Genomic DNA, 24,260 nt, shown 5'->3' on the forward strand with positions numbered 1-24,260 from the left:
GGGCGCCTCACATCGAATAGGGGATGACCAGCGACAGCGCCGGCACCGCCATGATCAGGATCAGCACCAGAACGTCCACCGACAAAAACCGCGCGATGCCGGCGAAGATGCGGTCGATCGGCACGTCGCGCCCGACCACGCCCGCGATGACGAAGACGTTGAGGCCCACAGGCGGCGTGATCAGGCCGATCTCCAGGAGCTTGATGACGACGACGCCGAACCAGATCAGATCGAAGCCGTAGGTCTCGATCAGCGGGATCATCAGCGGCAGCGTCAGCACCATGATGCCGATCGGATCGAGGAACATGCCCAGCGCGAGGTAGATCAGCGCGATCGCCGCCATCAGCAGGATCGGCGACAGCTCGGCCGCGGTCACCGCCTCGACGATGTCGGGCGCGACGCCGGTGAGCGCGATGAAGGCCACGAAGATCTTGGCCCCCGCCGCGATCAGGAAGATCGAGGTGGTCTGGATGCAGGTCTCGCGCAAGCTCTCCCAGATCGCGCGCAGCGTCAGCTTGCGCTGCACCAGCCCGATCAGCACCGCCGCCGAGACGCAGACCGCCGCCGCTTCGGTGGCGGTGAAGATGCCGCCATAGATGCCGCCGACGATGATCACGAACAGCAGCACGGCGGGCCAGGCCTCGAGCGCGGCGCGGCCGCGATCGGCCATGGAGATCGTGCCGGTATAGGCGGGCGCCGAGGCCGGGTCGCGCTTTACCCAGATGAAGATCACCAGCAGGAAGCCCAGCAGCGAAACGATGCCCGGCAGGATACCGGCGAGGAACAACTGGCTGATCGAGGTCTCGGTGAAGATGCCGTAGATGATGAACAGCACCGATGGCGGGATGAGCGAGCCCAGCGTGCCGCCGGCGGCGACGCTCGCCGTGGCGAGGCGCTTGTCATAGCCCACCGAGAGCATCTCGGGGGTACAGATGCGGCCCATGGTGGAGGCGCAGGCGATCGAGGATCCGGTGATCGCCGAAAAGCCACCGCAGCCCACGACCGAGGCCATGGCGACGCCGCCGGGCACGCGGGCGAGCCAGACCCGCGCGGCATGGTAGATCTTGGTGGTGATGTCGGCGCGGTAGGCGATGTGGCCCAGCGCCACGAAGAGCGGGATCATCGACAGGTCGTAGCTGTGGATGAGATCGAAGCTGTTGGAAAAGACCAGCGAGGTGGTCGGCCGGATCGCCCGCTCCGGCGCGAAGGCGCCGGTGCGGAAGGCAAAGATCACGAAGGTGCCGATGGTGGCGATCGCCGCGAGCGCGAAGGCGATCGGCACGCGCAGCGCCAAGAGGAACAGGACCGCGCCGAAGGCCACGAGACCGATGAGAGTGCCGTCCATGGTCTCAGACCTCTTCGTGGGGAGAGTGCTTGGAAGGATCGACGAGCACCCGGCCGCCCGAGCGGATCGTGCGGATGTCGCCCACCATCTGGATCGCGAGGCGCAGCCAGCAGAACGAGACGCCGAACAGGAAGATCACGCGGCCCGGCCATTTCGGCAAGGACAGCTGACCGAAGAAGTAGCTTCCCGATTTCAGCGTGTGCACCGCCTCGTTCCAGCCGGCCCAGATCAGCGGCGCCAGCGCCAGGAGGCCGACCAGCGAGCCCAGCACCACCAGCCAATCCTGCGTGCGCGGCGGCAGCCGCTCGGAGAGCACCTCGACCACGATGTTGCCGCGCGCCGCCGCCGTGGCCGCAAGCGGCAGCACGATGGCGGCGACCATCAGTTCGCGCACCATGTTGATCGTGTCGGGGATGCCCGAGTTCAGCGTCGCGCGCAGCACCACGCTGGTGGTGATCAGCAGCCCAAGCCCGATCACCGCCGCGGCGGCGAGGTTGAGCAGGAAGCTTTCGATACGGCTCAGCATGCGCACTCCCTTGGCGCCGGGGCCGGGCCCCGGCGGTCATCAGCGGATATGGTCAGGTGAAAGACGGGCGACGCGGGTGAGGCGCGCCGCCCGAAGCTCCCATGGGGCGTGGTTCAGCCACGCTCCCAGGGGTAACCCTTCTCGTCGACCTCGGCCTGATACTTGGCGATCAGACTGCGGTACTCCTCGAGCAGCGCCGCACCGTCGAGACCGGCGGCATCGGCCTGCGCGGCCCACTCCTCGAGATAGGTGTTGCCCTTCTCCACGAGCTTGGCGCGCTCGGCCTCGGGGAGTTCGATGATCTCGACGCCCGCTTCCTTCATCTTCTCGATGGCGGCGTCGTTGTCGGCGTTCACGAGGCGGCCGAACTCGTCGGAAAGCCCCTTGCCCGCCTCCATCAGCGCCTGCTGCTGATCCTCGGGGAGCGCGTCATAGGCGTCCTTGTTCATGAAGATGCCCAGCGCACCGACCTGGCCCCAGTTGAGCATGGTGTAGCTGTCCATGACCTCTTGCTGGTTCAACGCGCCGACCGCGTAGGAATAGCCCTGACTGCAGTCGAGCAGCCCCGAATCGAGGCCCTGATAGGCGTCGTAGATCGACATGTTGACGAGGTTGGCGCCGAAATCGGCGAAGGTCTTGCCATAGGCGCCGACGCCGCGGACCTTGAGGCCGTCGATGTCCTCGACCGAGCGGATCGCCGTGCCCTTGCAGCCGATATGCACGGCCGAGGTGGTGTAGGTGCCCAGATATACGAGGTTCTGATCGGCGAGGTTCGCCTGGATCGCCTCGGAATTGCGCATCAGCTCGTCGGTGGCCTTCATGCCGACCCAAGGATCGGGGTTCTGCACCGGCAGGTCGGCGATGCCGTAGGCCAGCATTTCCTGCGGGAAGTAGACACCGATGATGGTGCCCGCATCGGCCACGCCATCGGCCACGGCCTGGGCCGCGGCATCGGCCTTGAACAGGGCGCCGCCCCATTGCACGTCGAAGTTCAGCTCGCCATCGGTGCGGGTCTTCACATCCTCCACGAACCAGTTCAGCGCCTCGGCGCGAGCACCGCGGTTGGGACCGGCCTCGCCGAAGAAAAGCGTGGTTTCGGCATGGGCGACGGAGCCGAGCGTGGCACCGGCGAGAATCGTCGAGGCGAGGGCCGCCTTCAGAAATCGCGTCATTTCAGTCTCCTCCCTGAATTTCGCATAGTAGAATTGTATTCTGCTAAACGAAACCTACGAGAGCAGTACCGTTCTGGCAACCCGTTGCATACGCCGCAGCGCGGCAACGCGCCTCAATCGAGAAGCGGCACCAGCTCGGCGATGGGCCCATCCGGCCCCGGCTCCAGAATGGCCAGCGTGATCGGCAGCTTGAATCGCCTTGGTCCGGCGGCACCGGGGTTGAGGTAGAGCACGCCGCCCCGTCTCTCGATCTGCGGCTTGTGCGAATGGCCGCTGATCACCACGTCGAAACCCCGCGCAGCGGGATCGAAATCGAGCGTCTTGCGGTCATGCCGCATGTGGAGCCGCAGCCGGTCCAGCTCAATATCGCGGGTTTCGGGAAATCGCCGGCACCACGGCGCGGTATCGATGTTGCCCCGGATAGCCGTGACCGGCGCGATCTCCTCCAGCGCCGTCACGATGTCCTCGCGGCCGATATCCCCGCCATGCAGGATGTGGTCCACCCCGGCCAGCGCCCTGAGAGCCTCGGGTCGCAGGAGCCCGTGCGTGTCCGAGATGACGCCGATCCGCATCAGGCCGTGGCGCGGCGCAGCTCGGGCGCGACGCGGGTGCCGAAAAGCTCGATCGCCTTCATCAGCTGCGCGTGGTCATAGACCCCGATTGCCATCTGGATCAGCAGCCTGTCGAATCCGAAGATCTCATGCGTGGCGAGGATCTTGTCGACCATCTCGGCGGGGCTGCCGACGAACTGCGCGCCCCCCGGGCCGCGTGCCGCATCGAACTGGGCGCGGCTCGTGGGACCCCAGCCCCGCTCCCGGCCGATCCGGTTCATCACCTCGGCCTGCGCCGGATAGATGATGTCGGCGGCCTGCTGGCTGGTCTCGGCCACGAAGCCATGCACGTTGAGGGAGGTCTTCAACGCGCTGGGCTCCTGCCCCGCCTGCGCGGCGCTCTTGCGGTAGAGGTCGAACAGGGGCGCGAACCGCGCCGGCTCGCCACCGATGATCGCAAGCGCCATCGGCAGGCCCAGCGCACCGGCGCGGGCCACCGATTGCGGCGAACCGCCCACGGCGCGCCAGATCGGCAGCCGTTCCTGCACGGGCCGCGGATAGACGCCGCGCCCGGGGATCGCGTGGGTATGGGTGCTGCCGGGCCAGCGGATCACCTCTCCCTCGTTCAACGCCATCAAGAGCTGCAGCTTCTCCTCGAACAGGTCCTCGTAATCCTCGAGGTCGTGGCCGAAGAGCGGAAAGCTCTCGATGAAGGAGCCGCGCCCGGCGATGATCTCGGCCCGGCCGCCGCTGAGATTGTCGAGCGTCGCGAATTGCTGGAACACCCGGATCGGATCGTCCGAGGACAGCACGGTGACGGCGCTGCTCAGCCTGATCCGCCGGGTGCGCCCGGCCGCCGCCGCCAGCACCACCGCCGGGGCCGACACCGCGTAATCTGGGCGGTGATGCTCGCCCAGTCCGAACACGTCGAGCCCGACCTCGTCGGCAAGCGCGATCTCCTCGACCAGCTGCGACAGCCTGAGCGCCGGGTCGACCCGGGCACCGGTGACCGGGTCCGTGCCGACGTCGCCAAAGGTGTAGAGGCCAAGCTCCATGGTGTTCTCCCGCTCCTGACGAGACTGAGCTAGCGGCCCGCCCCGCCCGGTCCAACTGTCGCTTTCGCGCATGATCTGTGCATCGATGTCCGACGGCGCGGAACCCCGTTGCGCAAGGGCGGCGTTTCCCCCACATCTTGATGGAGCATAAGGATTCCGGGCGCTTGTTCACCTACGACACGTTCCTCTTCACATTGCTCGGGATCGGCCTCGCGCTGCTCGCCACGGTGATGCTGCTGCAGCAGCGCCGCACCCCGCAATCGGCGGCGGCTTGGATTCTCGCGATCATCCTGCTGCCCTGGGCCGCGATCCCGCTGTTCTTCGCGCTGGGGTTTCGCAAGACCCGGACCCGCCACCCCTTCATCCGGTTCTCCTCCTCCGCCGGTCGCGACCGGCCAGACCCCGCCGGCGGCCCCTCGGAGGCGTTCCGCGCCTATGGCGTGCCGCCCGCCAGCGCCGGCAACAAGATCGAGCTGCATCGCGACGCGGCCCATGCGCGCGAAGCGATGCGGGACCTCGTGGCGAGCGCCCGGCACGAGCTCGACATCACCTTCTACCTGATCCACGACGACGAGATCGGCCGCGATTTCGTCGACCGGCTCACCGCCAAGGTCGAGGATGGCGTGCAGGTGCGGCTGATCATCGACCGGCTGGGCGGCTTCTGGTGCCCGCGCGCGGCGCTGGCGCGCTTCGAGGCGGCCGGGGGCGAACTGCGCTGGCACCAGCCCTTCCTGAACTGGCCGCTGAAGGGCCACATGAACCTGCGCAACCACCGCAAGATGATCATCGCCGACCGTGCCCGCGCCTGGACCGGCGGTCGCAATGTCGGCTGCGAATACATGGGGACGCCGCTTCAGACCGGTCGCGGACCGCGCGACCCCGAGCTGTGGCGCGACCTGTCCTTCACGCTTCAAGGGCCCTCGGTCGAGGTGCTGTGGGACCTGTTTCGCGCCGATTGGGGAGTCGTCGAAGACAACCCCGACGCGCTGCCGGAGCTGCATGTCGAGGAGCGGCCCGGCGATGCGGTGGTGCAGGTCGTCCCGTCGGGGCCCGATACCCATCTCGATCCACTGCACGACGTTCTGGTGCAGATGATCCACGCCGCCACCCGCCGGATCTGGATCGCCACGCCCTACTACCTGCCGACCGAGCCGCTCAACGCGGCGCTGTGCACCGCGGCGCGACGAGGCGTCGACGTGCGCGTCATGGTCCCTGCCCGCTCGAACCAGCGGATCGCCGATTTCGCGCGCGGCGCCTATCTGCGGAGCCTCGACGAGGCCGGCGGTCGGGTGCTGCAGCTGCCACGGCAGATGACCCATGCCAAGGCGGGCGTGATCGATGACGCGGCCTGGGCCGGTTCGGCCAATTTCGACGTGCGCTCGATGTTGCTCAATTTCGAAGTGGCGGTCTTCGTCTATGATGCGGGATCGGTCGCGCTCCTGGCCGACTGGTTCGCGGCCGAGACGGCGCTGTGCCGCGAGGGCGTGCGCCGCCCCGGCCTCGGGCGCAGGCTGGCCGAGGGGGTGTTCCGCCTCGGCGCGCCGATGCTGTGAGGATGCCATGACCCAGCCCCATCTTCGTCCCGGCCGTCTCAGGCTGGTGAGCTACAACATCCGCAAGGCGCTGGGCACCGACCGACGCCGCAACCCGGCCCGGATCTGCAACGTCATCGCGGCGATGGAGGCCGATATCGTGGTGCTGCAGGAGGCCGATCTGCGGCTCGGGGCACGGCCCACCGCGATCCCGCTGACCGAGCTTTCGCAGCTCGGCGGCCTGCATGTCGTGGATTTCGGGCAATCGGCCAAGAGCCTCGGATGGCACGGCAACGCGATGCTGGTGCGCGAGGGCATCGCGGTGCGGGACCTGCACCGGATGGTGCTTCCGGGCTTCGAGCCGCGCGGCGCGATCGCCGCCGATCTCGACACGCCGGCGGGGCCTCTGCGGGTAGGCGGGCTGCATCTGGGGTTGCTGCGCGGCTCGCGTCGGTTGCAGCTCACCCATATCATGGACGAGCTGGACCGGATGCCCGAACGCCCGACGGTGCTGGCGGGCGACATGAACGAGTGGTCGGAGCGGGTCGGGCTGGGCCGGCTGGCGCGGCACTTCGAGATACACGCGCCGGGACGCAGCTTTCACGCTCGGCGCCCCGTGGCCGCGCTCGACCGGATCGCGACCGGCCCGGGGCTGGTGATCGCCGAAAGCGGCGTTTGGCACGAACAGCCCGCCCCCGCGGCCTCGGATCACCTGCCGATCTGGGCCGATCTGCACCACGTCTGAGCGATCAGACGATCAGCTCCTCCAGAGGCCGCCGTGCCCGCTGATCGGGATGCGTCCCGGGCGGGCCGAAACGGATCACCTGCATCAGCCGCCGCTCCGGATCGATTCCGACATGCCGCGCCACCTCCTCCCGCGCGTCGTGGCGCGAGGTCAGCACCCCCATCGGCCAGCCCGCGAGGCCCAGCTTCGAGGCTTCGAGCAGCAATCGCAGATAGGCGCGGCCCGCGGTCACCGGACTGTCGGCGACGGGCCGATGGAACAGCGCGATCACCGCGCTGCTGCGGATCTGCATGGTCTCGCCCACCAGCCGGTCGGTCAGTCCAAGCATGTCCGCCGGGCGCCACAACGGGCCCAGCACCAGCCGTGCCTCGGCCGCGGCGCGCGGGCTCAGCCGCAGCGTCGCCCGGTCGAGCCCGTCATGGCGCTTGCGCGGGTGGCGCGGGCTCAGCCGCAGCCACGACAGCAGCTCGCGCCGCGCCGCGCCGTCGCGCAGATGCGCCATCGCCGCCCGGTCATGCAGATCGGCCAGCCAGTCGCGACGTCCCGCGTCGGTGACGAGGATTGCATCGCGGCGGGTCCAGCCATAGAGATCCACCGGCCCCGGCTCGTAGGGCCCCCGATCGCTGAAGCGCAGCGGCAGCTGCCGCCCCAGCGGGTCCGGGTCGGTCTGCGCCTCGAGCGTGATCCGCGCCGCCAGCCGCAGCCCCGGCATCGTCTCCCGGTCGTCCTGGCCCCAGAGGTCGGTAAAGCCCGCCCCCATGCGCCGCGCCGAGAGCGCGAGGATCGTGGCCTCCGCCGCCGCGCCGCAGGCGAGGCCGGCGGCAATGCCATGCGGGTCGGAGACGGGCAGCGTCGCGGCGGGGTCGCAACCGATCAGGATCGTGTCGCCCTTGCGGCGCCAGCGCGCGGGCTGCGTGTTGAGAGCGGAAGGAGCGCTGCGCGCTTCCTCCACGATCTCTCGAAACTGTTCGGTCTGCATCTGCCGCTCCCTCGGGCGACGCGCCCGGCTGGCCAGACCCTAGCGGCCGCTGCCGCGACGGCAAGCCGTTCGGGAGCGAGCGTGGCGCAAACCACGCAGCGCGTGCGAGGTTCGATATGCAGAGGTCCGGCTCAGCGGCAGAAATGAAAATCCGGCCGCCCCTTGCGGGACGGCCGGAACATCGCTGCGTCCCGCCCGGCTTCAGGCGGCGTCGCGCTTGGGATTCTTGCCCATGATGATCATCGACAGGATATCGTCCTCGGTCACGTCCTCGACCCGCTCGGTGCCGACCAGCTGGCCGTTCTTCATCACCGAGACCCGGTCGCACAGCTCCATCATCTCGCGGGTGTCGTGGCTGATCAGGAAGATGCCCAGACCCTGCGCCTTCAACTCCTTGATCAGGTCCGCGACCATCGCCGTCTCGTGCACGCCGAGCGCCGCGGTCGGCTCGTCCATGATCAGGATCCTGGCGTTGAAATACACCGCGCGGGCGATCGCCACCGACTGTCTCTGGCCACCCGACAGCGCCGAAACCGGCTCCGAAAGCTTGCGGAAATTGGGGTTGAGCCGCGCCATGATCTTGCGCGTCTCGGCCTCCTGCTTGGCATCGTCGACAAAGCCCATCCTAGTGACGATCTCGCGCCCCAGGAACAGGTTCGAGGCGGCGTCGAGATTGTCGGCCAGCGCCAGCGTCTGGTAGATCGTCTCGATATTGTAGCGCCGTGCGTCGCGAGGGCTGTGAATCGAGGCCTTCTCGCCGTTGATCCAGATCTCGCCCGAATCCGCCTTGTAGGCGCCCGAGAGGATCTTGATCAGCGTCGACTTGCCGGCGCCGTTATGACCCAGAAGCCCCACCACCTCGCCCGGGTAGAGATCGAGCGACACCCCATCGACCGCCTGCACGCCGCCAAAGGCGATGCGGATGTCCTTCAGTTCGACGAGGGGGGTTGCGCCAGAGGCGCGCGGATCGGGTGCGCCAGAGGCGCGGGGATCGGATTGCTTGTCCATGTCACTTCCCTCCGACGCGGCGGCGATAGATGATGTCGATCAGCACGGCGGCGACCAGCACGGTGCCGACGACCATGTTCTGCAAGGGCGCGTCGACGCCGACCATGGCCATGCCCGATTGCAGCGACTGCATGATCAGCGCGCCAAGAATGGCGCCGTAGATCGTGCCGATGCCGCCCGACAGCGCCGTGCCGCCGATCACCGCCGCGGCGATGACGCGTAGCTCGTCGAGCGTGCCGATATCGTTGGAATGGTTGGTCAGGCGCGCCGAGGCGACCACGGCCGAGATGGCGACGAGCGTGCCCATGATCGCGAAGACCTTGACCGTGAGCAGCCGGGTGTTGATGCCCGACAGCTCCGCCGCGTCCGGATTGCCGCCGGTGGCGAAGATGTAGCGGCCGAGCCGCGTCTTGCGAGCGATCACCGTCATCACCACCGCCACCGCGATCAGCAGCAGCACCGAGTAGGGAATGCCGTAGGAGGCGGTGAAGCCCTCGGGCATCTCCGCGCCGCGCGCGGCGAAGTCGCGGGCCAGCACCCGGCTCGGGATCTCGTAGGCGTTGAGGATGGCGACGAAGCCGAGGATCGCGCCGACGATGATGGCCATGACCACCGCCTCGGCCCAGATCGGCTTGACCCGGAAACCGTGACCGATCTTGTTGTGCCGCGCCGACCACAGCGCCAGCACCGCGACGACGGCGGCGAGAAGGCCGGCGATCCAGCTCCATTGCGCGCCCAGCGTGCCGTTGATGCCGCCGAAGGCCTGGAAGGTCTCGTCGAGCGGGCCGATGGTCTGGCCGGAGGTGATGTACCAGCCGACATTGCGCCAGATCAGCAACCCGCCCAGCGTCACGATGAAGGCGGGAATGGTGAGGTAACCGACCAGCCAGCCCTGGAACGCGCCGATCACCGCGCCGGTGATCAAGCCCGCGAGGATCGACAGCCATGGCAGCGCCGCGTGACCCAGCGGCAGGCCCATCATGTCGGGCAGCCAGCGGGTCTGCATCATCGCCATGACGGCGGATGCCGTGGCCAGCAGCGCGCCGACCGAGAGGTCGATGTGGCGGGTGACGATGATGAACACCATGCCGGTCGCCATGATCGCCACCGAGACGGTCTGGATCGACAGGTTGAAGATGTTGCGCGGGGTCAGGAAGCGGCCATCGGTCAGCACGTTGAACACGACGCAGACGATGATGAAGGCCCCGACCATGCCCAGCAGGCGCAGGTCGAGTTCCAGCTGGTTCAGGAAGGAGCGCGCGGGCGCCTTGTCCGCGGGCCGCTGCCCCGAGGGGGCGGCGTTGGGGACGGTATCGGTATCGGACATGTGGGGGCTCCTGGACGGAGAGGCGCGGCGCGGGGGAGCGCGCGCGGTCATGGGGGCGTGACGCCCCGGCCCGGATCACCGGGCCGGGGCGGCGCGTATCACTCGGCGCAGGCGGGAACGTCGCCGGTCACGCCCTGGCACAGGGTTTCCTGATCGATCCAGCCGGCATCGACCACCACGTCGAGGTTCTCGATGGTCACCGGGACCGGATCGAGGAACTTGGCCCAGAGCGTGGTGCCCGCGGGCGAGGTCCACTCCTCGGCACCCTCGATCGCGCTCATCTCGGCGCCACCGGCCAGCTCGATCGCGATCTCGCCGGCCTCGCGGCCCAGCTCGCGGCTGTCCTTCCAGACCGAGACGGTCTGCGTGCCCTGCGCGACGCGGTTGAGCGCGGCGTGGTCGGCGTCCTGACCCGAGACCGGGATGCCGTCCATGCCCTGCGCGGTGAGCGCGGCCACGGCGCCGCCGGCGGTGCCGTCATTCGAGGCGACCACGGCGTCGACCTGGTTGTCCTGCGCGGTCAGGATCTGCTCCATGTTGCGCTGGGCGTTGGCGGGCAGCCAGCCGTCGGTATAGGCCTCGCCGACGATGGTGATGGCGCCGCTGTCGATCGCCTCCTGCAGCACCTCCTGCTGGCCGCCGCGCAGGAAGTCGGCATTGGGATCGGTGGGCGAGCCCTTGATCATCACGTAGTTGCCCTCGGGCGCGGCCTCGAGCACGGCGCGGGCCTGCATTCGGCCCACCTCGACGTTGTCGAAGGTCAGGTAGAAGGCGCGGTCGTCCTCGATCAGCCGGTCATAGGCGATGACCGGGATGCCTTCGTTGAAGGCGGCGTCCACGGCCGGGCCGATCGCCTGGGTGTCCTGCGCGAGGATGATCAGCGCGTCGACGCCCTGCGCGATCAGGCTCTCGACGTCGGAGAGCTGCTTCGAGGAGGAGGACTGCGCATCGGCCGAGACGTATTCGGCGCCTGCGGCTTCGAGCGCGGACTTGATCGCGGCCTCGTCGGTCTTCCAGCGCTCTTCCTGGAAGTTGGACCAGCTGACGCCCACGGTCATGCCGTGCTGCTCGGCGATCGCGGTCGTGCTGAAGCCGGCCGTCAGGGCGACGGCGGCCAGAATTGCGTTGCGCATGGGTATCCTCCCTAAAACATGTCTCCCGTCCCACCGGGATGCCGATCCCCTCCCAGGGACCGGTTGACCGACACAGTCGCATATTTAGTTCGCTTGTCAAAATATATTTTGCCAAGAGCTGCCCCGAGACGGTAACAATCGATGGCAGGCGCGCCGCATTTCGAGCAAATCGGGAATATCGGCCGGAGGAGGCCTGCAGATAATTCGGGGATCGAACTATGATCGACGCACAACCGGCGGAGGCGGACGATACCGTGGCCGAACCGCAACAGGGCGTCGGACCGCTGCTGCCCGGCGCGCAGCGCGAGGCGCGACCGCTGCGGCAACAGATCCTCGAGCATGTCCGCGCCCATGGGCGCACCGCCCGCGCCGATATCAGCCGTGCCCTCGGCGTCAGCGCCGGGTCGGTCACCACCCTGACCTCGGAGTTGATCGGCCTCGGCCTGCTGCGCGAGGTCGAGAGCGCCGGCGCGGCCCCAACGACGCGGGGCCGACCCCCGGTGGCGCTCGAGCTGGTCTCGGAGGGTCGGCTCGTCATCGGCATCAAGATCTCCGACGAGCGCAACACCGCCGTGCTGGTCGATTTCTCCGGCGCCATCCTCGCCGATGCCGCGCGGCCGGTCCCGCCGAGCCGCCGCACGCTGGACCAGACCTGCCACGAAATCGATGCGCTGATCGAGGCGGTGCTGGCGCAGGCCGGGCGGCCGCGAGACGAGCTTCTCGCGGTGGGCGTCGGCCTCTCGGGCATGGTCGACCACGAAAGCGGCACCGTGCTCTGGTCGCCGCATCTGGGCCCGGACATGCCGCTCGGTCCCGAGGCCAGCCGCCGCTTCGGACTGCCGGTGCTGATCGACAACGACGCCAACATGCTCACCCTCGCCGAGCTGTGGTTCGGCGTCGGGCGGCAGCGCTCGGACTTCGCCGTGGTCACCATCGAGCACGGCGTCGGCATGGGGCTCGTGATCGACAACCGCCTCTATCGCGGCGAACGCGGCATGGGGCTCGAGATGGGCCACACCAAGGTGCAGCTCGACGGCGCGCTGTGCCGCTGCGGCAAACGTGGCTGCCTCGAGGCCTATATCGCCGATTACGCTCTGGCCCGCGAGGCGGCCACGGCGCTGGGCCGGTCGCCGCAGAGCCCGCAGGTGATGCTCGACGCGCTCTATGCCGAGGCCAAGAGCGGCAACCGGGCCGCCCGGTCGATCTTCAACCGCGCCGGACGCTACCTCGCGCTCGGCCTGTCCAACGTGATCCAGCTGTTCGACCCGGAGCTGGTGATCCTCTCGGGCGAACGGATGCGCTACGACTATCTCTACGCCGACGAGGTGCTGTCGGAGATGCGCGAGCTCACCCTCGTCGAGGGGCGCGTCCCGGCCCGGATCGAGATCCACGCTTGGGGCGATCTGGTCTGGGCCCGCGGCGCGAGCGCGCTGGCGCTGGCCGACGTCACCGGGACGGTGCTCGCCGAGGCGCGCTCGGCATGACGCGGCGGGATCGGCGGACCGGGACCGAGATCGGTCGCGCGGGGATCGCGGCGCTCGGACTGACCGCCCTGCTCTCGGCAGGCCCTGCCCCGGCCGGACCGCGCTTCGAGGACCGCTCGGCGGCGCTTCCCGAACATGTCTATGCGGGCGGTTGGGAGCATTTCGTGGGGGGCGGCGTCGCGGTGTTCGACTGCGACGGCGACGCGCGGCCCGACATCTTCGCCGCCGGGGGCGAGACCCCGGCACGGCTCATGCGCAACCGCGGCGATCTCACCTTCGATCCCGTGCCCCTGCCCGATCTGCGCGGCACCACCGGGGCCTATCCGCTCGACGCCGACGCCGATGGCCGACCCGATCTCTTCGTGATGCGCGCCGGTCCGAACCGGCTGCTGCGGGGCCTGGGCGACTGCCGGTTCGAGGATGCGACCGAGGCCTTGGGGCTGCCCCCGGGCGACGGCTGGACCACCGCCTTCACCGCATGGTGGGAGGCGGATGAGCGCCCGGTGATGGCGATCGGGAATTACGTGGATCGCGACGACCCGGAAGGCCCCTTCGAGGCCTGCGACGAGAACGCGATCCTGCGGCCCGGGGCGGATGGCTGGCGCGCCGAGGAACTCGGCCCCGGCTTCTGCGCGCTGTCGATGCTCGCGGCGCGCGACGCGCGGGGGCGGCGCGCGCTCAGGATCTCCAACGACCGGCACTACTACGTGCGCGGCGGCTTCGAGCAGATGTGGGACATCGAAGCGCGCCGGTTTCTGGACGAGGCCGATGGCTGGCCCACCGTTTCGCTCTGGGGCATGGGCATCGCCTCGCGCGACCTGACGGGCGACGGGCGCGACGAGGTGATGCTCACCTCCATGGGCGACCAGCTTCTGCAGCTCGCGCAACAAGATGGCAGCTATGCCGCCGCGCCCTTCTCGATCGGCTCCTATGCGCAGCGTCCGCATATCGGCGATGACGGCCGCCCCTCGACCGGCTGGCACGCAGAATTCGGCGATATCGACAATGACGGGCGTGCCGACCTGTTCATAGCCAAGGGCAATGTCGACCAGATGCCCTCCAATGCCATGCGCGACCCCAACAACCTGCTGATGCAGCAGGCTGACGGAACTTTCACCGAGACCTCGGTCGAGGCAGGGATCGCCACCACCGAGCGGTCGCGTGGCGCCGCGCTCGCCGATTTCGACGGCGACGGGCGGCTCGACCTCGTGGTTCTCAACCGCCGCGCGCCGATGGAGCTTTGGCGCAATGCGAGCGAGGGCACCGGCCACTGGCTCGGCCTCGATCTGCGCCAACCCGGCGGCAACCGGTTCGCCATCGGCGCGGTAGTGACGGTCGAGACGAAAGCGGGCCGGCAGGCGCTGCAAAGGACCATCGGCGGCGGCCATGCAGGTGGACAGCTCGGGCCGCTCCATGTCGGGCTGGGTGCCGCCAAGCGCGCGCGGGTCAGCGTCGAATGGCCCGACGGCGCGATCACGGGCCCGCACGAGGTAGAGGGGGACCGCATCGTCACACTGGACCGCGCCGCCCTGCCCGGCTGAGCTTGCCACCGCCGCGCCCGACGCTAGGCTCGCGGCCATGAGCACACGCAGCTACGCCATCGGCGACATTCACGGCCACCCGGAGAAACTCCGCGCGGCGCATGACCTCATCGCGGCCGACCGGGACCGGACCGGCGACGGTGAAAGCCCGGTGATCCATTTGGGCGATCTCACCGATCGCGGCCCCGACAGCCGGGGCGTGATCGAGATGTTGATCGAGGGCATCGCGGCCGGCGCGCCGTGGATCGTCCTGTTGGGCAATCACGACCGGATGTTTCACCGCTTCCTCAACGATCCCGATTGGCACGATCCGGGGTTACGCGAGGATCTCGGCTGGCTCGATCCGAGGCTGGGCGGCGACACCACGCTCGAAAGCTACGGCGTGGCACCGGTGGCGGGGCGCGATCTCTACGAGGTGCATCGCGAGGCCGTGGCGAAGGTGCCCCGCGCGCATCGCGACTTTGTCGCCGCGCTGCCGCTCACCCATTCACGCGGGGAGGTGCTTTTCGTTCATGCGGGCATCCGCCCCGGCGTCGCCCTCGCCGACCAGACCGAGGACGACCTCGTCTGGATCCGCAAGGGCTGGCTCGAGGATGGCCGCGATCACGGCCCGCTGGTGGTGCATGGCCACACCGCGCTCGAACGTCCCCGCCATTTCGGCAACCGGGTCGATCTCGACGGCGGCGCGGCCTATGGGCGGCCGCTGGCGGCGGCGGTGATCGAGGGACGCGAGGTGTCGCTGCTGACGCCCGCTGGCCGGACGCCGCTGCGCCCCGAACCCGAGGCCTAGCGCGGGATCGCCGCCGTCGCCTCGATCTCGACCAGCGCCTCGTCCTCGACGAGGCCCGCGACGATCACCATGGTCATCGCCGGGAAATGCCGCCCCAGCACCCGGCGATAGGCTTGCCCCACCTCCTTTTGCCGCGCGAGATATTCGCTCTTGTCGGTGACGAACCATGTCAGCCGGGTGATGTGCTCGGCCTTGCCGCCCGCCGCCTCGACCACCGCGAGGATGTTGCGCAGCGCCTGTTCCATCTGGCCGATGAAATCATGCGTTTCGAACACCTGGTTTTCGGTCCAGCCGATCTGGCCGCCGACGAAGAGATGCCCCTCTGGCGTCATCACGCCGTTCGCATAGCCCTTGGCGGGCGCCCAGCCTTCGGGGTGGATGATCTCATGTCCCATGCGGGGCCTCTCCTTCGGTCTGTTCTGTCGCGCCCGTCCGGGCGATGTCTTCCTCGATCGGTCCGCGCAGCGCGTCGGGCCAGCGCGCCGGCCGCCCCGTCGCCTGCGCGACATGGACCAGCGTGAAATCGGCGCGCAGCCGCGCCTCGCCATTGCTGGAGATGTCGATCTCCAGATCGAGGCTGGAACGCCCGACACGCAGCGGCCTGAGCCGCAGCTCCAGCGGATCGCCGATCCGGCTCGGCGCGGTGAAGCGCACCTCGCAGCGCGCAGTCGGCACGGCAAAGCCGCCATCGACGTGGATCGCCCCGAAACTGCGGCCGAGACGCTCCTCGAACCAGTCCTCGATGCAGGCGTTCAGCATCTCGAAATAGCGCGGGTAGAAGACGATCCCCGCCGGGTCGCAATGCTCGAACCGCACCTTGCGCGTGGTGGTGAAGACCATCGCCTCACACTCCCAGATATTGCTGCGCGAGATCACCCGAGAGCGCCGCAGGCGCGCCGTGCCAGACATCGCGGCCGCGCTCGAGCACCACGCAGTCATCGGCCACCGTCGCCAGTTCGCGCAGCGACTTGTCGACCACGAGGATCGACTGGCCCTGCGTCTTCAATTCGCGGATCGCGGCCCAGATCTCGGCCCGCACCACCGGTGCCAGCCCCTCGGTCGCCTCGTCGAGGATCAGGAGCTTCGGGTTGGTCATCAGCGCGCGGCCGATCACCAGCATCTGCTGCTCGCCCCCCGACAGCGTCTCGGCGCGCTGCCCGGCCCGCTCGGCAAGGCGCGGGAACAGCGCACAGACCCGCGCCATCGTCCATTCGCCGCGCCGCGCGGCGGCCATCAAGTTCTCGCGCACCGTGAGCCCGGCAAAGGCGCGGCGGCCTTCCGGCACGAGGCCCAGGCCGAGCCGCGCCGCGCGGTGCGAGGGCAGCCGCGACAGGTCCTGCCCGGCGAAGGCGATGCGCCCCGAATTGGCCGCCATCATTCGGGTGATGCAGGCGATGGTGGTGGTCTTGCCCATGCCGTTGCGGCCCATCAGAGCCAGCGCGCAGCCCTCCTTCAGCGTGAAGGAGACGCCGAACAGCGCTTGGCTCGCACCGTAGGAGGCGCAGAGATCCTCGACTTCCAGAAGCGCGTTCATGCCTCTTCCCCCAGATAGACCCGCTGCACTTCCGGGTCGGCCCGGATCTCGTCCGGCGTGCCGGTGGCGACGACGCGGCCATAGACCAGCACCGACACCCGGTCCGAGAGCCGGAACACCGCGTCCATGTCATGCTCGACCAGTAGGATCGGCGCGCGGTGACGCAACCCGTCGAGCAGGTCGCCCAAGGCCCGAGCGCCCTCGGTGCCCATCCCGGCCATCGGCTCGTCGAGCAGAAACAGCCGCGGCCGGAGCGCCAGCGCCATCGCGATCTCGAGCTTCCGCCGCTCGCCATGCGCCAGCGCCGCCGCGGGCACGTCCTCGCGCCCCGTGAGGCCGGCCTGCGCGATGCAGTCGCGCGCGGGATCGAGGAGCGCGGCGTCGCGCATCACCGGGCGGAAGAAGCGGAATGTCGCCCCCGACGCACCCTGCACGGCCAGCACCACGTTCTGCAGCACCGTGAACTCGGACGCGACCGAGGACACCTGGAAGCTGCGCGCCATGCCCGACCGCGCCCGCCCGGCCGCGTCGACGCCCGACAGGCTGCGCCCGTCGAGCCGGATCTCGCCCGCATCCTGTGCGATCTCGCCCGAGATCTGCTTGATCAGCGTCGACTTGCCCGCCCCGTTCGGCCCGATCAACGCATGGATCTCGCCCGGGCGCAGGTCGAGCGACACGTCGTCGGTGGCCTTCAGCGCGCCGAAGCTCTTCGACAGGCCGCGGATGTCGAGGATCGGATCAGCCATGTTTTCTGCCCCCCGCGAGGAATCCGATGACGCCGCCGCGCGCAAACAGCACGACGCCCAGGAGCAGCAGCCCGAAGAAGAACTGCCAGTGATCGCTGACCCCGCCCAGCAGGTGTTCGAGCGCGATGTAGAGCCCGGCACCCGCCAGCGGCGCGAAGAGCCGCCCGGTGCCACCGAGGATCAGGAACACCAGCAACTCGCCCGACAGGTGCCATGACAGCATCGAGGGGCTGACGAAGCGGTTGAGGTCGGCATAGAGCGCACCGGCCAGCGCCGTGATCGCGCCCGAGATGACGAAGGCCACCAGCAGCACCCCGCCGGGACGGATGCCCACCGCCATCAGCCGCTGCCGGTTCTGCCGCGCCGCCTGAAGCGCGAGACCGAAGCGCGAGCGCGCCAGCATGGCGATCAGGCCCAGCACCGCCAGCAGCAACGCGACGACGAGTCCGAAGAACTGGATCGGGTCGAGCGTGTTCAGCCCCGGAAAGCCGTTGCGCACGTAGATCGGCAGCCCGTCCTCGCCGCCATAGGCGGGCCATGAAATGGCGAAGTAGAAGATCATCTGCCCGAAGGCCAAGGTGATCATGATGAAGTAGACGCCGGTGGTCCGCAGGGACAGCGCGCCGATCACCGCCGCGGCCAGCGCGCCCACCGCCATGGCCACCAGCCAGATCACCGGCATCGAGGTGGTGCCCTCGAACAGCACCGGCCATTCGAACATGGGCGTGTAGTTCAGCGCGTGATGCGCGAGGATGCCGGCGGTGTAGCCCCCCAAGCCGAAATAGGCGGCGTGGCCGAAGGAGACGAGCCCGCCGAAGCCCAGCACGAGGTTCAGCCCGGCGCCGGCGATGGCGAGGATCGCCACCTTGGTCGCCAGCGTCACGAGGAAGGTCTCGCCCATCGCCCAGGCGCCGAGGCCGAAGCCGATCAGCCCGAGCGCCAGCGCGGCGTTGACGATCTGCGCGCGTGCCATGCGCCCTCCCCGCCCCGTAGGCGCCGCCGTGATCTCCGCCGCGCTCATGCCCGCGCTCCGAACAACCCGCCGGGTTTCACGATCAGCACCAGCGCCATGAGGATGTAGATCGCCATCGAGGCCAGCGCCGCGCCAACGCTCGTCGCCGCCGAGGTCTCCATGAAGAGATCGAAGATCGATGGTAGCAGCACCCGGCCCATCGTGTCGGTGAGCCCGACCAGCAGCGCGCCGACCAGCGCGCCCTTGATCGAGCCGATGCCGCCGATGACGATCACCACGAAGGCGAGGATCAGCACCGGCTCGCCCATGCCGACCTGCACCGACTGGATCGTACCGACCAGCGCGCCCGCCATTCCCGCCAGCGCCGCGCCAAGCGCGAAGACCAGCGTGTAGAGGCGGCCGATATCGACGCCCAGCGCCGCGATCATCTCGCGGTCGGCTTCGCCCGCGCGGACCTGCACGCCGATCCGGGTCTTGCCGATCAGCAGGAACAGCCCCACCGCCACGAGAAGCCCGGCGCCGATGATGGCGAGGCGAAACAGCGAATACTGGATGCCGCCCGGCAGGGTCACGCTGCCCGACAAGCTGGGCGGCACGTTGAGATAGAGCGGAAAGGAGCCGTAGAGCCAGCGCGTGCCTTCCGAGAAGATCAGGATCAGCGCGAATGTGGCGAGCACCTGGTCGAGATGGTCGCGGCGGTAGAGCCTGCGGATCACCGCCACCTCGACGATCGCACCCGCCGCCGCGGCCGCCGCGATCGAGGCGGCGAGGCCGAGCCAGAAGGAGCCGGTGGCCGCTGCCACGCCCGCGCAGGCGAAGGCGCCGATCATGTAGAGCGAGCCATGCGCGAGGTTGATCAGCCCCATCACGCCGAAAACCAGCGTGAGACCGGCGGCCATCAGGAACAGCATCAGCCCGGACTGAAGCCCGTTCAGCAGCTGCTCTATCAGCAATAACATCGACATCGGCTCGCTTTCGTCAGGGATGCGGCGGGCCGGAACGGCCCGCCGCGCGGGGTCTTACATGCTGCACTCTTCGGCGTAGGCGTCGCCGCGATCCTCCATCGCCGTGGCGACGATCTTGTTGGTCAGCGTACCGTCCTCTGAGATCACCTCGCGCACATAGATGTCCTGCACCGGGTGCTGGTTCGGCCCGAAGGCGAAATCACCGCGCACGCTGTCGAACTCGGCGGCGCGCAGCGCCTCGCGGAAGGCCTCCGCATCCGCGATATCGGCCTTTTCCATCGCCGAGAGCAGCAGCCGCGCCGTGTCGTAGCCCTGCGCCGCATAGAGCGACGGCAGACGGTCGTATTTCTCCTCGAAGCCCGCGACGAAGGCCTTGTTGGCCTCGTTGTCGAGATCGGGGGACCACTGCGCGGTGTTCTTCACGCCGACCGCCGCCTCGCCGATCGCGGGCAGGATGTCCTGGCTGAAGGAGAAGGCCGGGCCCACGACCGGCATGTCGATGCCCGCCTCGGCCCACTGCTTCATGAAGGAGATGCCCATGCCGCCCGGCAGGAAGAAGAACAGCGCGTCGGCGCCGCTGTCGCGGATCTGGGCGATCTCGGCGGCGTAGTCGGTCTGGCCGAGCTGGGTGTAGACCTCGCTCGCGACCTCGCCCTCGTAGAAGCGCTTGAAGCCCGAGAGGCTGTCCTGACCGGCCGGGTAGTTCGGCGCCATGATGAACATGCTGCCGAAGCCTTCGTCGGTGGCGTATTGCCCCGCCGCCTCGTGCAGGTTGTCGTTCTGGTAGCTGACCGAGAAGTAGTTCTCGTGGCAGCCCTTGCCCGCGAGCTGCGAGGGCGCGGCATTGGTCGAAAGGTAGAACTTGCCCTGCCGCGTCGCGCCCGGCACCACCGCCATGGCGAGGTTCGACCAAACGATGCCGGTCAGCACATCGACATCCTCGGACTGGATCATCTCGTCCGAGAGCTGCACCGCTACCTCGGGCTTGCGCTGGTCGTCCTCGATGACGACCTCCAGCTCGGGGTTGCCCGCCTCCTCGACCGCCAGCATGAAGCCGTCGCGCGTGTCGATGCCGAGGCTGGCGCCACCGCCCGACAGCGTGGTGATCATGCCGACCTTGACCGGTTCGGCCATGGCCGTGCCGCCGATCATCGACAGCGCGAGGGCGGTCGTCGTCAGGTATCTGGTCATTCTCGTCTCCCTGTGAATGCCGGTCTTGGGGCCGGTCATAGATTGGTACGCAAGTGCCAAAGCTCTGGAAAGAGTTCGATTTCGAGCATCCGCTTGAGGTAGCTGACGCCCCCCGTGCCCCCCGTCCCGCGCTTGAAGCCGATGACCCGCTCCACCGTGGTGACGTGGTTGAAGCGCCAGCGACGGAAGTAGTCCTCGAAATCGACGAGCTTCTCGGCCAGCTCGTAGAGCGGCCAATGCGTCTCGGGATCGCGGTAGACCTCGGTCCATGCGGCCATGACGCGGTCATCGGGATGCGCGGCCTGTTCCGGCACGTCGAAGCCGGCGCGGGCGAGACAGCCGATGGCGGTGTCGTAGAGACTCGGACGGGCCAGCTCGGCGCGCAGCCGCTCCACGATGTCGGGACGGTGCTCATGCGGGCCGATCATCTTCTCGTTGCGGTTGCCCACGGTGAACTCGATCAGCCGGTACTGCCAGGACTGGAAGCCCGAGCTCTGCCCCAGCGCGTCGCGGTAGCGGGTGTATTCGCTGGGCGTCATGGTCCTGAGCACGTCCCACGCCGCGTTCATCTGCTCGAAGATCCGCGCCACGCGGGTCAGCATCTTGAAGGCCGGACGCAGCCGGTCCTCGGCAATGGCGCTGCGGGCCGCGTCCAGCTCGTGCAACGCCAGCCGCATCCACAGCTCGGTCACCTGATGCTGCACGATGAACAGCATCTCGTCATGCTCTTCGGTGCGCGGGTGCTGCGCGGTCAGCACCGCGTCGAGACCGAGATAGTCCGTGTAGGACATCTTGCCCTCGAACCGCATGACGGGATCGTCGGTCACTTCGATCCCTCGCGCAGCCGGAACCTCTGGATCTTGCCGCTCTCGGTCTTGGGCAGCGCGTCGCAGAACACGACGGAGCGGGGATACTTGTAGGGCGCGATCTGCGCCTTCACGTGGTCCTGCAAGAGCTTCGTCATCGCGTCGCAGGCCTCGTGGCCCTCGGCCAGCACCACATGCGCCTGCACCACCTGCCCGCGATCGGGATCGGGCGCGCCCACCACCGCGCATTCGGCGACCGCCTCGTGCGACAGCAGCGCCGCCTCGACCTCGGGCGCCGCGATGTTGTAGCCCGCGGACAGGATGATGTCGTCGGAGCGGGCGGCGAAGTGGAAGCGCCCCTCCTCGTCCTGCACGAAGGCGTCGCCGGTGAGGTTCCAGCCGTCGCGGACGTAGTCGCGCTGCCGCTCGTCGGCGAGATAGCGGCAGCCCGTGGGCCCCTTGACCGCCAGTTGCCCAACCGTACCGCGCGGCACCTCGTTCATCTCGTCATCCACCACCTTGGCGACATAGCCGGTGACGGGCCGCCCGGTGCAGCCCGGATGGCTGTCGTCGAGCCGGTTGGTGATGAAGATGTGCAGAAGCTCGGTCGCGCCGATGCCGTCGAGCATCGGCTTGCCGGTCTTCTCCATCCACTCGTGATAGACCGGCGCGGGCAGCGTCTCGCCCGCCGAAACGGCGCAGCGCAGCGACGACAGGTCCGCGCCCTCGTCCATCGCGCGCAGCATGGCGCGGTAGGCGGTCGGCGCGGTGAAGCAGACGGTCGCCTTATACTTCTCGATGATCTCGATCATGTTGGGCGGCGAGGCCGTTTCCAAGAGCGTCGCCGCCGCCCCGAAGCGCAACGGAAACACCGCGAGCCCGCCCAGACCGAAGGTGAAGGCCAAGGGCGGCGATCCGACGAAGACGTCGTCGGGGGTGACGCCGAGCACTTCCTTGGCGTAGCCATCGGCGATGATCAGCAGGTCGCGGTGGAAATGCATCGTTGCCTTGGGCACGCCGGTCGAGCCCGAAGTGAATCCCAGAAGCGCCACGTCGTCGCGCCCCGTCTGCACCGGCTCGAAGGTCACCGGCTTGTCGAGCGCGGCGCGGTCGAGCTCGGCATCGTGGTTGGCGGTGCCGTCGAAGCCCACCACCTTTTCCAGATGCGGGCTTTGCTTGGCGCAGGCCACCATCTCGTCCATCAGCCGCGTGTCGCAGAGAGCGAGGCTCACCTCGGCCTTGTCGACGATCTTGCACAGCTCGCCCGCACGCAGCATCGGCATGGTGTTGACCACCACCGCCCCGGCCTTAGTCGCGGCGAGCCAGCAGGCGACCATCGCCGGGTTGTTGGCCGAGCGGATCAGCACACGGTTGCCGGGCTTCACGTGGTAATCCTCGACCAGCACCCGCGCGATGCGGTTGGTCCAGTCCATCAGCTCCTTGTAGCTGCGGCGGCGGCCATTGCCGATCAGCGCGGTGTGGTCGCCAAAGCCCTTCTCGACCAGCCGGTCGCACAACTCGACCCCGGCATTGAGCCGCTCGGGGTATTCGAAGCCGTCGAGCAGAAGCTCGGGCCACTGGTCGAATGGCGGCAGGTTGTCGCGCGAGAAGCTGTCTTCGTGCGCCGTCGGTCCCAGCATCTGTCTTTCCTCCCCTGATCCGCACCGCCGGGGCTCTCCCCTTCCCCGGCGGCGCGGTCCCTGCCCTAGCCTGCGTGCGCGGCCATCGCGGCGCGGGCGATGATGATCTTCTGCACGTCGCTCGCGCCCTCGTAGATCCTGAGCGCGCGGATTTCGCGGTAGAGCGTCTCGGGCACCGAGCCCGCGCGCACGCCATCGCCGCCATGGATCTGCACCGCCGCGTCGATGATCTTCTGCGCCTGATCGGTCGAGAACAGCTTGGCCATCGCCGCCTCGCGGCTGACGCGCGGCGCGCCGCTATCCTTGGTCCAGGCGGCGCGGTAGGTCAGCAGCGCCGCCGCGTCGATGTCGAGCGCCATCTCGGCGATGTGGCCCTGCACCATCTGCATCTCGAACAGCGGCGCGCCGAACAGCTCGCGCGATGCCGCACGGTCGAGACTGGCATCCAGCGCGCGGCGTGCGAAGCCCAGCGCCGCCGCAGCCACGGTGGAGCGGAACACGTCGAGCACCGACATCGCGATGCGGAAGCCCTGCCCCGGCTCGCCGATCATCGCGCTTTCGGGCAACCTCACGCCTTCGAAGGCCAGCCGGGCCAGCGGGTGCGGCGCGATGGTCTCCAGACGCTCGGCCACGCGCAGTCCCGGCGTGTCGGCCGGCACGATGAAGGCCGAAAGCCCCTTGGCGCCCGGCCCCTCCCCGGTGCGGGCGAAGACCACGTAGAGATCGGCGATGCCGCCATTCGAAATCCAGGTCTTCTCACCGTCGAGTACCCAGCCGTCGCCGTCGCGCCGCGCCGTCATGGCGAGGTTGGCCACGTCCGAGCCGGATTGCGGCTCGGTCAGCGCGAAGGCCGAGATCGCCGCGCCGCGCCGCACCTTGGGCAGCCATTCCGCCTTCTGCTCGGACGAACCGAAGAGCGAGATCGCGCCCGAGCCCAGCCCCTGCATGGCAAAGGCGAAATCTGCGAGACCGTCATGGCGCGCCAGCGTCTCGCGGATCAGGCACAGGCTGCGCACGTCGAGCTTGCCGTCCTCGGAGGCCGCGTGCTCCAGCCAGCCGCCCTGCCCGAGCCGCGCCACCAGATCGCGGCAGGTCGCGTCGGTGTCGGCGTGATCGATGCCCGAGAGCCGCCGCCCGGCCCAATGCTCCAGCGCCTCGGACAGCTCGCGGTGCTTCTCTTCAAAGAAGGGCCAGTCGAGATAGCTCTTGTCGGCCAT

The 24,260-nt window shown here is 68.7% G+C and carries 24 protein-coding genes; 5 read left to right on the forward strand and 19 right to left on the reverse strand.

The genetic code is table 11. The annotated features are described in order from the left end of the window. Positions 1-7: 7 nt before the first annotated feature. The 5 genes from ACRAQ3_RS09650 to ACRAQ3_RS09670 form a co-directional block, all read right to left on the reverse strand. Entirely contained in the window at positions 8-1,345 is a 1,338-nt protein-coding gene (locus ACRAQ3_RS09650) for a TRAP transporter large permease (RefSeq protein WP_269395835.1), read from the reverse strand. Positions 1,346-1,349: 4 nt separating this feature from the next. Continuing rightward, on the reverse strand, positions 1,350-1,871 hold the full coding sequence (locus tag ACRAQ3_RS09655) for a TRAP transporter small permease (RefSeq protein WP_432254473.1): 522 nt from the start codon (positions 1,869-1,871) through the stop codon (positions 1,350-1,352). A 113-nt stretch (positions 1,872-1,984) separates the two neighbouring features. Next, on the reverse strand, positions 1,985-3,043 hold the full coding sequence (locus ACRAQ3_RS09660; RefSeq protein WP_432254474.1) for a C4-dicarboxylate TRAP transporter substrate-binding protein: 1,059 nt from the start codon (positions 3,041-3,043) through the stop codon (positions 1,985-1,987). A gap of 113 nt (positions 3,044-3,156) precedes the next feature. Further along, positions 3,157-3,615: a metallophosphoesterase family protein gene (locus ACRAQ3_RS09665; protein WP_432254475.1), complete on the reverse strand. Its 459-nt coding sequence runs from the start codon at positions 3,613-3,615 to the stop codon at positions 3,157-3,159. Continuing rightward, positions 3,615-4,649 carry an LLM class flavin-dependent oxidoreductase gene (locus ACRAQ3_RS09670; protein WP_432254476.1) on the reverse strand — a complete coding sequence of 345 codons (1,035 nt, stop codon included), beginning with the start codon at positions 4,647-4,649 and terminating at the stop codon, positions 3,615-3,617. Before ACRAQ3_RS09670 ends, ACRAQ3_RS09665 begins: the two co-directional genes overlap by 1 nt. A gap of 164 nt (positions 4,650-4,813) precedes the next feature. Between ACRAQ3_RS09670 and ACRAQ3_RS09675 the strand changes: the two genes are divergently transcribed. Continuing rightward, positions 4,814-6,202 carry a phospholipase D-like domain-containing protein gene (locus ACRAQ3_RS09675; protein WP_432254477.1) on the forward strand — a complete coding sequence of 463 codons (1,389 nt, stop codon included), beginning with the start codon at positions 4,814-4,816 and terminating at the stop codon, positions 6,200-6,202. A 7-nt stretch (positions 6,203-6,209) separates the two neighbouring features. Further along, a complete protein-coding gene (locus ACRAQ3_RS09680) occupies positions 6,210-6,926 on the forward strand; it encodes an endonuclease/exonuclease/phosphatase family protein (protein ID WP_269395841.1) in 717 nt (238 codons plus the stop codon). Positions 6,927-6,930: 4 nt separating this feature from the next. Here the strand turns inward: ACRAQ3_RS09680 and ACRAQ3_RS09685 are convergent, their stop codons facing one another. The 4 genes from ACRAQ3_RS09685 to xylF all read right to left on the reverse strand — a co-directional run bounded on the left by ACRAQ3_RS09685 (position 6,931) and on the right by xylF (position 11,373). Continuing rightward, positions 6,931-7,905 carry a hypothetical protein gene (locus ACRAQ3_RS09685; RefSeq protein ID WP_432254478.1) on the reverse strand — a complete coding sequence of 325 codons (975 nt, stop codon included), beginning with the start codon at positions 7,903-7,905 and terminating at the stop codon, positions 6,931-6,933. Between the two features lie 201 nt (positions 7,906-8,106). Then, positions 8,107-8,913, reverse strand: a complete 807-nt coding sequence (locus ACRAQ3_RS09690; RefSeq protein WP_269395843.1) for an ATP-binding cassette domain-containing protein — start codon at positions 8,911-8,913, stop codon at positions 8,107-8,109. Between the two features lies 1 nt (position 8,914). Further along, a complete protein-coding gene (locus ACRAQ3_RS09695; protein ID WP_432254479.1) occupies positions 8,915-10,240 on the reverse strand; it encodes a sugar ABC transporter permease in 1,326 nt (441 codons plus the stop codon). A gap of 98 nt (positions 10,241-10,338) precedes the next feature. Beyond that, positions 10,339-11,373 (reverse strand): D-xylose ABC transporter substrate-binding protein, encoded by a 1,035-nt coding sequence (gene xylF, locus ACRAQ3_RS09700; protein ID WP_269395845.1) that lies wholly within the window; start codon positions 11,371-11,373, stop codon positions 10,339-10,341. 218 nt (positions 11,374-11,591) lie between these two features. Here xylF and ACRAQ3_RS09705 point away from each other — a divergent pair, with 218 nt between their 5' ends. The 3 genes from ACRAQ3_RS09705 to ACRAQ3_RS09715 are packed head-to-tail and all read left to right on the forward strand — an operon-like array spanning position 11,592 to position 15,188. Then, a complete protein-coding gene (locus ACRAQ3_RS09705) occupies positions 11,592-12,857 on the forward strand; it encodes an ROK family protein (RefSeq protein ID WP_432254480.1) in 1,266 nt (421 codons plus the stop codon). Continuing rightward, positions 12,854-14,398, forward strand: a complete 1,545-nt coding sequence (locus ACRAQ3_RS09710; protein ID WP_432254481.1) for a CRTAC1 family protein — start codon at positions 12,854-12,856, stop codon at positions 14,396-14,398. The genes ACRAQ3_RS09705 and ACRAQ3_RS09710 overlap by 4 nt, the downstream gene beginning before the upstream one ends. Positions 14,399-14,435: 37 nt before the next feature. Continuing rightward, positions 14,436-15,188, forward strand: coding sequence for a metallophosphoesterase (locus ACRAQ3_RS09715; protein ID WP_432254482.1), 753 nt, complete (start codon positions 14,436-14,438; stop codon positions 15,186-15,188). Here ACRAQ3_RS09715 and ACRAQ3_RS09720 read toward each other — a convergent pair. The 10 genes from ACRAQ3_RS09720 to ACRAQ3_RS09765 form a co-directional block, all read right to left on the reverse strand. Next, positions 15,185-15,583, reverse strand: a complete 399-nt coding sequence (locus ACRAQ3_RS09720; RefSeq protein ID WP_269395848.1) for a RidA family protein — start codon at positions 15,581-15,583, stop codon at positions 15,185-15,187. The genes ACRAQ3_RS09715 and ACRAQ3_RS09720 overlap by 4 nt on opposite strands. Then, entirely contained in the window at positions 15,573-16,028 is a 456-nt protein-coding gene (locus ACRAQ3_RS09725; protein ID WP_432254483.1) for an acyl-CoA thioesterase, read from the reverse strand. Before ACRAQ3_RS09725 ends, ACRAQ3_RS09720 begins: the two co-directional genes overlap by 11 nt. Positions 16,029-16,032: 4 nt before the next feature. Further along, positions 16,033-16,722 carry an ABC transporter ATP-binding protein gene (locus ACRAQ3_RS09730; RefSeq protein WP_432254484.1) on the reverse strand — a complete coding sequence of 230 codons (690 nt, stop codon included), beginning with the start codon at positions 16,720-16,722 and terminating at the stop codon, positions 16,033-16,035. After that, the gene (locus tag ACRAQ3_RS09735; protein WP_432254485.1) at positions 16,719-17,468 is read right to left on the reverse strand and encodes an ABC transporter ATP-binding protein; all 750 of its coding nucleotides are present in this window, start codon (positions 17,466-17,468) and stop codon (positions 16,719-16,721) included. The genes ACRAQ3_RS09730 and ACRAQ3_RS09735 overlap by 4 nt, the downstream gene beginning before the upstream one ends. Continuing rightward, positions 17,461-18,441 (reverse strand): branched-chain amino acid ABC transporter permease, encoded by a 981-nt coding sequence (locus ACRAQ3_RS09740; RefSeq protein ID WP_432254486.1) that lies wholly within the window; start codon positions 18,439-18,441, stop codon positions 17,461-17,463. Before ACRAQ3_RS09740 ends, ACRAQ3_RS09735 begins: the two co-directional genes overlap by 8 nt. 44 nt (positions 18,442-18,485) lie before the next feature. Continuing rightward, a complete protein-coding gene (locus ACRAQ3_RS09745) occupies positions 18,486-19,406 on the reverse strand; it encodes a branched-chain amino acid ABC transporter permease (RefSeq protein ID WP_269395853.1) in 921 nt (306 codons plus the stop codon). Between the two features lie 54 nt (positions 19,407-19,460). Then, complete coding sequence (locus tag ACRAQ3_RS09750) at positions 19,461-20,597, reverse strand: ABC transporter substrate-binding protein (protein ID WP_432254487.1); 1,137 nt, start codon at positions 20,595-20,597, stop codon at positions 19,461-19,463. 35 nt (positions 20,598-20,632) lie between these two features. Further along, positions 20,633-21,406 carry a tryptophan 2,3-dioxygenase gene (kynA, locus tag ACRAQ3_RS09755; protein WP_432256276.1) on the reverse strand — a complete coding sequence of 258 codons (774 nt, stop codon included), beginning with the start codon at positions 21,404-21,406 and terminating at the stop codon, positions 20,633-20,635. A 14-nt stretch (positions 21,407-21,420) separates the two neighbouring features. Further along, positions 21,421-23,043 carry an AMP-binding protein gene (locus tag ACRAQ3_RS09760; RefSeq protein WP_432254488.1) on the reverse strand — a complete coding sequence of 541 codons (1,623 nt, stop codon included), beginning with the start codon at positions 23,041-23,043 and terminating at the stop codon, positions 21,421-21,423. 65 nt (positions 23,044-23,108) lie between these two features. Continuing rightward, on the reverse strand, positions 23,109-24,260 hold the full coding sequence (locus ACRAQ3_RS09765; protein ID WP_432254489.1) for an acyl-CoA dehydrogenase family protein: 1,152 nt from the start codon (positions 24,258-24,260) through the stop codon (positions 23,109-23,111).

The sequence above is a fragment of the Limimaricola sp. AA108-03 genome, from assembly GCF_050847355.1.
Classification (GTDB): domain Bacteria; phylum Pseudomonadota; class Alphaproteobacteria; order Rhodobacterales; family Rhodobacteraceae; genus Limimaricola.